The organism is Corynebacterium sp. ACRPJ (assembly GCF_022347345.1).
Taxonomy (GTDB): Bacteria; Actinomycetota; Actinomycetes; order Mycobacteriales; family Mycobacteriaceae; genus Corynebacterium; species Corynebacterium tuberculostearicum_D.
The window spans coordinates 64,105-77,092 of record NZ_JAKRNC010000007.1 but is presented as its reverse complement, the minus strand read 5'-3'; the positions used below and the strand labels follow the sequence as shown (position 1 = coordinate 77,092).

Annotated in this window: 6 protein-coding genes and 2 pseudogenes; 3 read left to right on the top strand and 5 right to left on the bottom strand. The window is 54.3% G+C overall.

Going from position 1 to position 12,988, the window contains the following annotated elements; all coding sequences use genetic code 11:
- Positions 1-400 precede the first annotated feature (400 nt).
- Both MHY08_RS06335 and MHY08_RS06330 read right to left on the bottom strand, forming a co-directional pair.
- Positions 401-3,010, bottom strand: coding sequence for an AAA family ATPase (locus tag MHY08_RS06335; protein WP_239235942.1), 2,610 nt, complete (start codon positions 3,008-3,010; stop codon positions 401-403).
- Between the two features lie 146 nt (positions 3,011-3,156).
- Positions 3,157-4,173: pseudogene (locus MHY08_RS06330) on the bottom strand (transposase).
- A gap of 95 nt (positions 4,174-4,268) precedes the next feature.
- Here MHY08_RS06330 and MHY08_RS06325 point away from each other — a divergent pair.
- Positions 4,269-5,030, top strand: a complete 762-nt coding sequence (locus MHY08_RS06325) for a YfbU family protein (RefSeq protein ID WP_239235940.1) — start codon at positions 4,269-4,271, stop codon at positions 5,028-5,030.
- Positions 5,031-6,279: 1,249 nt separating this feature from the next.
- Positions 6,280-7,056, top strand: a complete 777-nt coding sequence (locus tag MHY08_RS06320) for a hypothetical protein (protein ID WP_239235938.1) — start codon at positions 6,280-6,282, stop codon at positions 7,054-7,056.
- Between the two features lie 342 nt (positions 7,057-7,398).
- Here the strand turns inward: MHY08_RS06320 and MHY08_RS06315 are convergent, their stop codons facing one another.
- Positions 7,399-7,689, bottom strand: a complete 291-nt coding sequence (locus MHY08_RS06315) for a hypothetical protein (protein ID WP_239235936.1) — start codon at positions 7,687-7,689, stop codon at positions 7,399-7,401.
- Positions 7,690-7,829: 140 nt separating this feature from the next.
- Here MHY08_RS06315 and MHY08_RS06310 point away from each other — a divergent pair.
- Positions 7,830-8,539: pseudogene (locus tag MHY08_RS06310) on the top strand (IS6 family transposase).
- Positions 8,540-8,836: 297 nt separating this feature from the next.
- Here the strand turns inward: MHY08_RS06310 and MHY08_RS06305 are convergent.
- Both MHY08_RS06305 and murJ read right to left on the bottom strand, forming a co-directional pair.
- Positions 8,837-9,370 (bottom strand): YceI family protein, encoded by a 534-nt coding sequence (locus MHY08_RS06305; RefSeq protein WP_239235934.1) that lies wholly within the window; start codon positions 9,368-9,370, stop codon positions 8,837-8,839.
- 183 nt (positions 9,371-9,553) lie between these two features.
- On the bottom strand, positions 9,554-12,982 hold the full coding sequence (murJ, locus tag MHY08_RS06300) for a murein biosynthesis integral membrane protein MurJ (RefSeq protein ID WP_239235932.1): 3,429 nt from the start codon (positions 12,980-12,982) through the stop codon (positions 9,554-9,556).
- Between the last annotated feature and the right edge of the window lie 6 nt (positions 12,983-12,988).

Below are 12,988 nucleotides of genomic sequence, written 5' to 3'. Positions count from 1 at the left end.
TGATTAAATGGGTTGCAACTTCGGTTGCAGCCCCAATTCAAGGCAAACCATGCCTGATTGGGTACACCCCAACAACCCCCACCCACAGAGTTGACAAACTATATAGGAACACCCCCGACGTTTCGCAAGATCGCTATGAATCTGAACCGTTCCAATCGCCTATGAGAAATCCTCACGACTCCCCGCGAATACTTTCTCCTGCACTCGCGCAGGCTGGGGTTCACAAGCGCTGAACCAATTCAAAGCGCCATCTTCTTCCGTGTGAACTTATTCAAAACCGCGTTTGCATCACGATATATCCAACGGATGTTCACCAAAGCTTCTCCTTTAGCGCGAAAGGGTTTAACGAAATTGAAGGCCTATTAGCATTAGATATTTAAACGATGGGCCGATGCGAACTTTATTTCTTGCCAAACAACTTAAAAAGCTGCTTACTGTCCGATTCTGGAAGGTTGGTCCAGACCTCTTGAATTACGCCATCCAAATTTTTACCCGCGTAGAGCGCTTTCAAGCCTTTGATTTGCAGGTGACTGCCACTCGGATCGTACTTGTGATAAAGCGAATCGACAGTAGTCCAAACGAACTCGATTTCACGAAAGTCAGGAACTGTTAAATCAGCGTGCGAACCTTCATTCAAAATTGATGTTTCCACTCGAGAAATGCAGTCGCCAAGTGAACCAGTGGCATCGAGGAGACCTTTCGCTTGCAAATCGCTCACATTTCCGTTTTTCTTCCCAATGCGAATCAGTTTGTCTATGCCTTCGACAGCGCTAGCAAGAGACTCACGATAAACACCTAGGGTTCCATCTTTGCGTCCCAGCCAAGGAGAGTGCGACCTCGCACTAATCTCGCTTGGAAGTACCGGATCAATTGCTTCGAGTAGATCGCAAAAAATAAACTCGGCTAACCGTCGCAACGAATTCGACAGCCTAAGACGATTACCGAGGTTTAGGCGATCCGTCGCTGAATTTTGGACTTCTTGAAAATCGGACTTAAAAGCTGTTCGTGCACTATTAGCGTTTAACGGTGCAACAGCGACTTGAAAGAGTGCAGTTTTTTCGTCGTTCGCAATCTGCCGCGCATCTAGGTTAATTTGGGAGAAATTTTCATAACTATATTCCCCTGCAATTGAACGCATCACTTTATGATATTGCGCCCAACATTCTTTAACCACCTCTCGGTCGTGAGTGCATAACACCACCTGATGGCCGTTTTCTAACAATTCGGGAACAACAGTACCAATAAAACTCTTCGTATTAGACGAATCGAGGGTATCCGTCGGATCGTCCAGCCAGACCATTCCTCGGCCGATTTTTGACTTGAGAGTTGCAAAACTAAAAGCTAGAGCCAAGAGATCTAGTTGCGAATCCGACATCACCCCCATCGCATGTTTCCGAACTTTTTTCTCTTCCGACTTTGTCCTGGTGACTGTTGGGCTAGGTACACAGTAGACATCAATTCCCCCGTTCTTACCTGTGCTCCTTAGATCTATTTTTAGTTCTAGACCAGTACTGTCGGCCGAAAGCAGGTTCCACCACCGCGTAACAGGTTCTTGGATTGCTTCCAGCTGGTTGCGAATGAATTCGGTCTTTATGTTCTTTAATAACTTTTTGGCTGCCAATAATTCAGCTTTAATTACCTCGTAATCTCTGAGTTCATTGACTCTGTCGCTATATTCGTTCTCGTTCCCGCCAAGAAAGGAGGTCCTTTCGAGAATCGCCTGTGCTTGGTCTCTTTTCGAAGGCTTAATAAGCTGTTTATTGTGGGAAATTTGTGAATCGAGAGTAGCTTTTTCAACTGCGATGAACTCTCGGGTGGCTTTAACGTTTTCAGAAATTGTGCTCGCTGCTTCAAGAACGGCTGAAAACTTAGCTCCATATCGATTTTTCAATTTATCGAATACTCCATCCATCTGCGCCTTTCTCCGACGCCAGGTTTCAAGTTCCCGCCGATACGCAGAATAGCGACGAAGGTAGTCTTCCATTTCGTCGCTCGCCTCCAACTCGCCTTTTAGCCGATCCAGCATCTCCTGACTAAGAGTCGTCTCCTTACACACCGGGCATTCTTCGCCTTCGTGGACGATTTGTAAGACTTGCCCCAGAGCTCCTGCCAACTCTCCTGATATACCAACATTAACTTCTGGACTTGCAGGTGCCTGGGGCTGCTCACCCGTTCCAACGTTCATTAGATCCGATTGCAACGTGTTGAGGTAGTCCCACGTCTCAGTATCACGAGAAATCAGTTCCATAAGACGGACAGACTTTTCAGGTTCAGAGGATTCATTCTCCGCTAGAGCCTTCAATTGCTGATAGTCAAGGTCCTCGAGCTCAAACTCGAGTTCTGCCGCAATTTTGGAAGTGGATTCCAGATCTAGCTTTAACGCCTCAAGGTCTTGATCTAGACCCATTTCCGTACTTTCAATGTCAGCGATCAGGTTGTCAAACTCCCCGAACTGCAGGAGTGACTTCACGAAATCGAGTCGATCAGCAGAACGTTGATCAATCGAGTTTCGCAAATTTATGCGAGAAATAGTCGAGTAACCATGTTTTGCCCACGTCGATTGTTCCGACTGTCCCAATTCCCAATTAATCTGTCTATTCTCATTTAAATTAATTTCAACCGATGGTGCATCAGCACTGTCAGCACTCCAAGACAAAAGATTCTTCTCATCTTTTGTCTCACTCGGAGCAACGTTATAGACGCCCTCGCGGGGAGTTTTGCCATACTTTACTAATTCCAATGCATCACAAAGTGTTGATTTCCCTGTGCCATTCGGAGCATAAATAACCGTGAAGCCTGGCGATAACGGTATTGTTACTGGGTTAAAGAAGCGCCTCATCCGCTTCAGAGTGATCGATCGAACGCGCTCCGGTTCATTTTCGCTCGAAGAAATATTTTGCACTTCAGCGCCAAGAGACGACAGCTTATCTTTTGCAGATTCGCACTTGGCATTCATCTTCTTAATTCGTGCACGAAGGCCAAGAATTTCGCTTGAATTTTCGGAGGACACTATTTTCCTTTCGAAAGCTCGCAATTTCAATCCTAGATGCACAGAATATACGAAGACATTGCGCTGCGGTTGCGGCCGTTAGCGTGGTGTACGAGTTAGTTCCTGTGAGAGCGTGTCAAGTTGTTTGTGTGTGGGGTTTGGTTTTCTTAGAGGTATTTATTGAAGCGGTCGGGGTAGGCCACAGCCATTTGGTTGATGGCTTGCTTCCAGCCGGAAACCTTTCCGCCCTCGACAAGTCGGCTCGCTGACGCTGCGGCCTGTTTTCCTTTCTTGGCGCGTTGAGCAGCGCGTTTGTCTTCAATAGTGCAGATCATCAACCACAGTGTCTTTATCGCGGATTCGTCGTTGGTAAATTGCACTCGGTTACGGGTGGCTTTACGCAGCTCATTCTTAAACGACTCGATAGAGTTCGTCGTGTAGATGATTTTCCTCGCTGTCGGAGGAAACTGTAAAAACGGCACGAACCTCTCCCACGCGTCCTGCCAGACTTTAACAGACCGGGGGCATTTCTCACCCAGCTCAGAACCTGCAAATTCCTCCAACGCTGCTGACACTTTCTTACCGTCCCCGTAGGCTACCCACCGGTTGGCGGCACGAATCAGGTGCCATGAAACCAGGCCAGGTGGCCTCGACCGCGTCAAGTAAGCCTTTCAGCCCATCACAGCAGATAATAAAGACGTCTTTAACCCCACGATTCAACAAGTTAGAGCACACTTGTGCCCAAAACGACGCTCCTTCTTCTTTAGCTATCCATAGTCCCAGGATGTGCTTGATTGCCTCGATATCAACGCCGATGGCCATGTAGGCAGACTTGTTGATCACCCGGCCACCGTCATGGACTTTGATACGTAAAGCGTCGAGGAATACAACGGGGTAGAACGCATCTCACTGGCGGTTTTGCCAGACCATGACTGCATCCAACACGGTATCAGTCACAGCGGATATCGTCTCATGAAAGTATCCGCCCTCATCGCAGTGCCCATGTGATGCGCGATGTCGCGTACGATCGTCCCGCCGGCATACAAACTGAAGACCATGTCATTAACATCAGTCAAACGCCTCGAGCCCTTGCGCCGCGCTTTTGCTCGCTCGATCCCCTCGGCCTGGCGCTCTCGCATGATCGCCCGCTCGAACTGCGCAACGCTACCCAGCACGCCAAGCATACCCGTTCAGAACGCAAAGCAGTTTTGGAAAAATTACATGTATTCGCCGAATGCGTAGTTGTATTCGTGTATGCGCTTCGAGTAGGATGGGGTCCATGAAAACCATTACAATTCGAATACCAGACGAACTCCGAGCCCTCGTTGCCGAAGCAGCAGAAGCAAATGGGCAATCCCAAAGTGACTACATGCGCCAAGCCATAGAGGTACACGTCAAGCGGGTTGATCCGAATCTTGATCGTAGGCCCACCGAAAAGAACATCACCCTCACTCCGTACGAGCGGGCCAGTCTGATACTCCAGCATCAGACTCTTCTAGCTGCCCAAGGACATCTTCCTGAACAGTCCTATGACTCGGAGGGGCACGAACGCGCCGTTGAAGTGTTGGAACGTGGCTATGAAGGGGAATACCCCCAACTATTTCCCAGTTGCGCTGAAGCGCTCAATGCCTATGACTGTGAGCTGGTCTGGGACATTCTCGACATGTTTAGGGTGATCCATTTCAGCGTTGAAGCACTCGGCGACAATGGGTGGGATGCCATCGGTGTCAAGAACGCCGAATGGTTCGGCACGTTCATAGGCTTCGACTACCAGCATGAACGCGAAAGCCAGATGGCTGGTTACACGGAATACCTCGTTAAAAGTGGTCGGTGGACTGAGCAAGAAGAACTCGTAAAAAAAGGAACGAACTCTCACAGACAGATGCTTCCGACCTACCAGTCCATGCTCGGAGCATTCAAGCCGGTATGGCGCGAAGCAGTACGCGGAGGTGGGCGGCCCCATCTCAGCGCTCAAGAACTGCGAAAAATCCTGCTCGCTGCCCCAGGCGCACAGCGTGATGGGGCCGGCGACCAGGCCTAGAAACGTCAATAACCCCGGCGATTTACTCCTACTTTCGTAGTGCAGGGATCGTTCCGGGGCTTTCACGATAGAGATTAACGCATCCATGATAAATAATCCAAGCCCGGCCCCAGTGCCACTATCGCGGTGGTTTTCCTCTGCACGGATGAGTCGGTACGCCGACCATCCAGATCCAGAAGCACTCTACCTCTGGAACACTCACCTCACGAAGACCTATCTCGCCGACATCGAGCATCTCGAAGTACTCCTTCGAAATTGCATCCACGATGCCCTGACCGGCAGGTACGGCCAAAGATGGTTTGACAACGGTCGAATAGCTTTCAGCAATGAAGCGGGGAAGAGCATCCACAAAGCGAAGAGACGAGCCGGAGGAAGAGGGGCTCCACCAGGAAAATCATCGCTGAGCTCAGCTTCGACTTCTGGCGCTTCCTTTTAAGTCGCCACTATCAGGCAAGCATCTGGCCCCAGGTAGAGAAGGCCTTGCAGAAAAAGCCCACCAGCAGACAACAGTTCGAAGCTCTTGTAGTCATTGTCTACAACATGAGAAACAGGTGCTCTCACCACGAATCAATCATCCACCAACGCAATATCCCCCGTGAAGACGCACATCTCAACTCCGTTGACAACGCCATTCATACGGTGGCGAGCTTCATTGATCCTCATGCCGCGACATGGATCAAGGGCAATTCCCGGGTCCCCACTGTACGAGCACAACGACCTTAGTCGTCCGCCGCAACACTGAGGTAGGAAATTAGAAACGTCATCGACGTTGGTGTGTACCACCAATTACAGGACGGCTACGGGTGATCTCCACGCGCGTGGGGCGGACTTGCGACCTGCACGCAACACGTATTTTATGACGGGGCTATCCCCACACCGCCCGCACCCCGCCCCGTATTGTGGGGCGCGTGAGCTGTTTTATGGACGTCTGCCTACAGCTCATTCCGACGAGATATAGACAAGTACCGTTCCTCAATCGCGATACGCGATCAACTGATATTTCTAATATGAAAGTAGATATCCCATGCCTAGATATCCCATGCCTCAGGTTAAGATCACAACTGAAAATTTCCCTACCTCTTTGCCAAGGCCTCCCTTTTGGCCAAAAGGGAGGCCTTGGCCAAACGGCACCTTTCCTATCGATGTCTCATCCCATGACGTCCGCAAGGCCGCCGCAGAAGTAGGGGCAACCTCGGCAGTTTTTGGATATCCGCGGCGCACAAAGCGCGAGTTTTTATGGCGCGTAAACATGATCCTGGCGAACTTGGACCAAACTTCAGGTAGCTGGAAGCAAAGTGATTCATATAAGCACCTCGACCCCAGTGAGAAAAGTGGAGTGAGCTACTACCTGGGTATGGTTCTGTCGGCCATTATGGCCAAGAAGCTGTGGAACACACCCCATTTGGTGCACGTCGATGCGGTACTGAAAATTCGCGGACATAAAATAGGAAACGTCCAACGACCCGACCTTGTGGGCTACAGGCAAGGCGCGAAAGCGAACAGTCTAGGGAGATTGCTCGTCGAGGCGAAAGGGCGAACAAATGGATTCGACAAATCTCCCGTCACAAAGGCGAAAAACCAGTTGCGTAACGCGCCACCCGAAGTACTACAACTCGTCGGTAGCAATGCTCGAAGGATTGCTTCCCTATCTTATTTCGAAAACGGCCACTGGAGAGGGTATATGGTCGACCCTCCCGGGGCTGGTGGGGAGCATCCATATTCCGACGAAAAATTTCAAACACTCGTAGACACCGCATACTGCTGGCCGTTTATGGAGATCATCAAAGCTTTCCCTGGAGATCGAAGCCAAACCTCAGAAAAGCACACGGTCTGGATGCCAGAAATGAACATGAAAATCTCTATGCCCTCCCTCATTTTTGAACGGTTTGAAGAATTGAGCTCATTAGCGGAATCGGACTCTTGGCAGGAACTGTGGAGGGTGATCAGTGGCAATCCCCCTTTTGCCCCTGTTACTGCGGGAGGGGAGAAACGAGATCTTGTGCAGATAGACGAGTTGGAACGGTGAGTTGATGCGCCAGCACTGGCCACCTCATAACCCGGGTGTAAACGGTGTTTACCCATAACCGGTCGGGGTTTGTCTTGAATGGGGGTTGCAACCCCCATTAACCAATAAGGGTTGCAATCGCAGTAGCGACCCCATTAGACATTAGGGGTCGCAACCCTGACAGCGACTCAGTTCTCAAAATGGGAACCCCGTCATGTGCTTATTGCAGGTCGTTTCCCTTGCCGCGATTCTCAGGTGCGAGGGGATCTGTGAAGAGTACATTAGGGAAGTTTGCATCATTCGCATATGACGCTTCTTCGTTTATCGTGACTGCAAGGCGAAGTCCGCAACCGGAACGGGACGTTAGTTTTGTTGCGAGTCTTGGTCGCTGAAAAACTCTGCGGCGTCATCGGTAAGCGCCTCCGCGATGTTTATTAGCTCATCTGCGTCGCCTTGCCAGTCGCGCATTGCGGGAGTCTCCGGTAGTTGGTTGAGGACTTCGAGGAAGCGAGCGGCAGCGCGCAGTGCCCCGGCTACCTCATAGCAATCCCCCTCCAGCTTGGCGGGAGAGGTATCAATCAGGCTCAGGTCGCGGGGTTCGTTGTACTCGGTAAGGAAGCTCATGCCAGTGACAGTAGACTGCACCCTGGACATGTGCGCGATGTTTATTCGAATTGTTAGCCTTATCGGTTCAAGCTGGGGAAACTAAAAGCGACAGAACCTAACGGAGAAAAAATTATGGTGCTGTTGCAAAGTTGGGGCAGTAGAAAGACCGGCGTGAAATAATCAGAGCCATGGGCATCTTCTCCGGTCGGCATTTCCCCGTGACATCATCCTGTGGGCGGTGCGGTGGTACTGCCGCTACGGCGTGAGCTACCGCGACCTCGAAGAAATGATGACCGAGCGGGGTGTGCCAGTCGATCACACCACGATCTACCGCTGGGTGCAGAAATACGCCCCTGAGCTGGATAAGCACACTCGCTGGTACCGGCAGGTACCCGACTGGCAGGCCCGGTCCTGGCGGGTGGATGAGACCTATATCCGGGTCGGCGGCACGTGGTGCTATCTCTACCGGGCTATTACCGCCGGTGGGCAGACCTTAGACTTCTACCTCTCACCAAAACGGAATGTGGCTGCGGCCAAGCGTTTCCTGGCCAAGACGCTGCGATCGAATACGACAGCCGGGTCCCCGCGGGTCATCAACACCGACAAGGCACCAGCTCTGGCCAAGGCAATATCCGAGCTGAAGGCGGAGGGAATCTGCCCTCAGACGGTGGAGCACCGGCAGGTGAAATACCTGAACAACGTTCTCGAGGGAGATCATGGCCGACTTAAAAGAATCCTGGGACCGAAGGGGGCGTTCAAAAACCGAATTTCCGCCTACCGGACGTTGAAAGGGATGGAAGCGATGCATTCATTACGGAAAGGTCAGGGCACGATGTTTGCTTATGGGCACCCCAATCCGGACGCGGTGATCGTCAACCGGGTCTTCGAGACGGCCTGAAAACGCCGGCACGCAGCGGCCATCAGGAAATGAGAAACTGGGTCGTCTCGGCTCTCCGCCCAACTTTGCAACAGCACCCTGCAATTCTCCTGTGGCGACTTTGAATTGTTTCCTTTATAGGTGAAGCCAAACCCGTTGATTGGGTGATATCCAGAGGTGCTGAGGGGCTGAATAGCTTTTCCCAAGGGTAAGGAGTGGCTGTACCGCTAGACCGGAAGACGTAGGAAAAGCCCGCAGCCAGAAGGTGGCTGCGGGCTTGGGAAGCTTAATGCTTCTAGTGTGTCTGGGGCTACGGGCCTACTGCTTGATAGCAGAGACCTCGAGCTCAATCTTGATCTCCTCGGAGACCAACACGCCGCCGGTCTTCAGCGGAGCGTTGAAGTCGATGCCGAAGTCCTTGCGGTTGATCTTGGTGGTTGCCTCGAAGCCTAAGCGTGTATTGCCAAAGGGGTCCTCAGCGGTAGCAACGTCTTCAACGTTGAGGTCAACGGACTTGGTGGTGTCCTTAATGGTGAGGTCACCGGTGACGGTGCCGTTGCCGTTCTCGTCAACGTTGAGGTTGGTGGCCTTGAAGGTGATCTCCGGGTACTGCTCTACTGCGAAGAAATCCTCGTTCTTTACGTGTGCATCGCGGTCATCGTTGCCAGTGGTGATGGAAGCGGTGCGGATGGTGGCCTGAACGTTGGACTCGGCGATGTTCTCGGCCACGGTGATGGTGCCTTCGAAGTCTGCGAAGTTACCGCGAACCTTGGTCACCATCGCGTGCTTGGCGACGAATCCGATAACGGTGTGGGCTGGGTCTAGTGCGTAGGTACCTGCTGCGAGGGACATGATGAATACTCCTAAGGCTGTTGTGTGCGTTACGCCCCACAGTGTACGTACCACTTCTAAATAGTCAACATGTGAAGTAAATAATTTTTGAACATGCAGGTCAGAGAAGTGTGAATGCGGAAAAGATTTAAAAAGAAGGCCGAATCGAGGGGCGTGTCCTCGATTCGGCCGTGTGGGTTGTGCCTAGGGCTGTCCGACGAGCTCAATATCAGCGATGGTTGCCTTATCGGATTTGGGCAGTTCGGTAATCATCAGGAGAAGGGCATCGAATTGCTCGTTGGTTTCCTCCAACTCGATATCTTCCGTGCCGCTTTTGAACTTACCCCGGGCTAATTGATGCAGGGAACCAGCCTGTGGATTCTCGGGATTGAAGCTTTCCTGGTTGACGCCGTAGACCGCGTATTTTGTCCCGGTGGAATTGGACTGGACTACTGGCATTACCGCGAGGTGGGTCGGGTTATCCAAGGTGACGAGGACTCCGGTGTCTTCCTCTTCGGTGGACCACGTGGTGGCCGTTTTGCCGTCGATAAGCGCTGCATAGTCCTTGTTATCAGGGACGGTAACCGCAGAGGAAGGCTGGAGACGCACCGGCGGGGTATCCGGAATGTCCGTGCTGCCGTGGATGGTCTCGCTGACCGGGTTGGATGCCTCCACATCGCTGAGCAAGGACATGATCCAGGTGGTGAGCGCAGCCATTGCCACGACGAAGATGGTGGCGAAGATGCCGATGATGATGACGCCGGAACCGGAATAACCACGGCCGCCAAAGCCGGGTTCTTGCGCCGGGTCATCCTCTTGGTCCGGTTCTACCTGTGCCTTCACCGGCAGGGCTTCAGGTGCTTCTTCTGGTTCATCCGGTGCGAAGTCGCGCAAGCGCTGGGCGATGCCGGCCAAGGTCAGGGCCTTTGCCTCTTGCAGCTCCTCCATCTTTTCCTCGCGGCTGTCCTCATCAGCACTATCGAGCGCGTAGTGCGCATCTTCGACGCGCTGGGCGGCCTCGTCCGCCGGAAGGTTGGCGTCGTCAGAAATATCGCGCAGCTTCTTCGGCGAAGGCTCCGTGGACTCCACCAGCAGCTCGAGGGCGGAGCTTAGAGCCTCGCGGTCGGTGGCTGCGGAGGTGCCGTCCAGCACGGCGGGGAAGGCAACCTTGACCACGCCATCGGTAGAGACGCGGAAACGGTCGCGGTGCTCCACGCCGAGGGTGAGGCCGGCGTCGTGGGCAGCGGCGGCGTCAGCAAAAAGCGGCGCAGTAGCTCGTGCCACGGAATGGGGATCGAGGTTATCGGCCTCAGCCACCTGCTTGAGGGAGGTGCCTTCAAACCAATCCGCAACCACCAGGCAGCCGGTGCGGTAGGACAGGACTTGGATATTATCCGCCACGGTATCGAGCTCCAGCTCGGCTAGGCGGCGGGTATTGCGCGAAATCTCCGCGGAGCGGCGCGCCGCGATTCCCGGCGTCGACGGCGCAATCGGAGCCAGGCTATTGGTATCGACGAACGTCAAGGCGACCAGGCGACCGGTGGACTGTTCGCGCGCCTGCCAGAACTGCGCACCAGTGACCGCACCGTGATCCTGCAGCAGGCGGAAGCGGCCATCCGAAACCGGGGCGCCTGGGACCAGGCGTGGGCCGCGGACGATGCCCGCGGACATCGGCGGCGGCACCAGGGTGGCATTGAAGGCGTCCTGGGTAAATACCGGCCGGATTTCCGGCACGTCGGGCTCCTCCAGCTCGATGGCCTTGGAGGAATCGACCTTGATGAAGCGGGACATGCCCGGGATGCGCTGCAGGGCGCGGGCCAAGTTCTGCACCTCCGGCAAGGAGGACTTGGATAGCACCAGGCCGGTGGCGATGAGGAAGATGACGCCGAGCACCGCGACCTTGATCAGCGAGACGATGGACGGCAGATTCTCCGGGAGCAGCCAATTCACGCCCCAGTACAGCACCCAGGAGACGACCAAGCCCACCAGGCCGGCACCGGAAGCCCACAGCACGGTTTGGGTAACGGCCTTGCCGCCGAGGCTGCCGAGCTTGCGCTTGAGTAGGAAGCCGCCAATGACCGCACCGGAGACGAAGCCAAAGCCATTGGCCGTACCGAGCAGAATCACCACGCGGTCCGGGTTGGATGTCATCAATGGTGCCAAAAGCGTGAGGACGATCTTGGTCAGCGTGATGCCGGCGATGATGAAGGTAGGCGTCCAGGCTTCCTCGCGGGCATAGAACACGCGCAGGTGCAGCAGCACCAAGGCATACGGGATGAGCGTGAAAGCGGAGAAGCTGATGGTCAGGCCGAGCTGCTCGGCACTGTCGGCGCCGTAGGCGCCGTACTGGAAGAGGGCGCGGGCGATAGGAACGCCGAAGCCGGTCATGAAGATGACGATGGGGATAAGCGCGATGAAGGTCAGCTTGGAGCCCAGGGTGAGATCGCGGACCACGGCATCTACATCGCCGTCGGCGGCGTTGCGGGACAGGCGCGGCATAATCGCCGTCAGGAGCGTCACGCCGATAACGCCATAAGGCACCTGCAGCATGAGCCAGGCATTCTGATAAACCAGCGGTGCGCCGGCATCCGCATAGGCGGCCACGCGGGAGGTGACCACGTAGCCCAGCTGGGAGATGGCCACATAAGTAATGATGGCCAAAGCCATGCCGCCGAATTGCTTGATGCGCGCATCCAGGCCCCATTTGGGGCGCAGATTAATGCCGGCCTTCTTGAGATACGGCAATAGGATGAGGCACTGCACCATCACCGCTGTGGTGGTGCCCAAGCCCAAGAGCATGACGTGGGGATCGGCCACCGGCGTGGGCTCATGCGGGTCTAGTTGGCCGGGCAGGAAGCGATAAGCCAGCAGCACGCCAATGGAGATGAAGTTATTGATCACCGGCGCCCAGGCGCCCGGGCCAAAGACATTCTTGGTATTGAGGACGGCCTGGAAGAGGGCAAAGAGGCCGTAGAAAAGAATCTGCGGCAGCAATAAAAAGGCCAAGGAGGTTGCCTGCACGGCATTGGCCTTGGAATCTTCCGGCAGCATCATCCTGGTTAAGAAGGGCGCGAGCACCACGGAGGCGATGGTGACTATGCCCAGGATGGAAAAGGCCAGGGTAAATAGCCGCCGGACAAAGGTCTCGCCGCGGTCCGTGTCTTCCTTTTCGGCGCGCACGAGGACGGGCACAACCAGAGAGGTCAGCACCGCACCCAAAACGATCTCGGTGACGAGGTTCGGGATCTGGTTGGCGCTACTAAACGCGGTGCCCACCGTGGCGCCGAGCGTGGCACCGATGAGCATCTGGCGCAAGAAGCCAGTGATGCGGGATAGCAGCGTCGCGATAGCCATCGTGCCCGTTGCGCGAATGACATCCTGATTGGATGATTCATTGTCCGCGTTGCGTCCAGTGAGCGCGGACTTATCCTCCTCAGGAGGAACGGTGGTGTCCTTCACCGCTGGGGTGGGGCGCTTTTCTGGTACCGGAGCGGGAGGAGAGGCCTGGACGATGCGGCCGCGGGCACCCGCTGGGGCGGGGTGCTCTGCCGGCACGGCGGCATCCTTCGGGTCAACTACACCCGCAGGTGACTTCTCCACGTGTTCGGCCTCGCGGCCAGTCTTATCAGTCATAGAGGA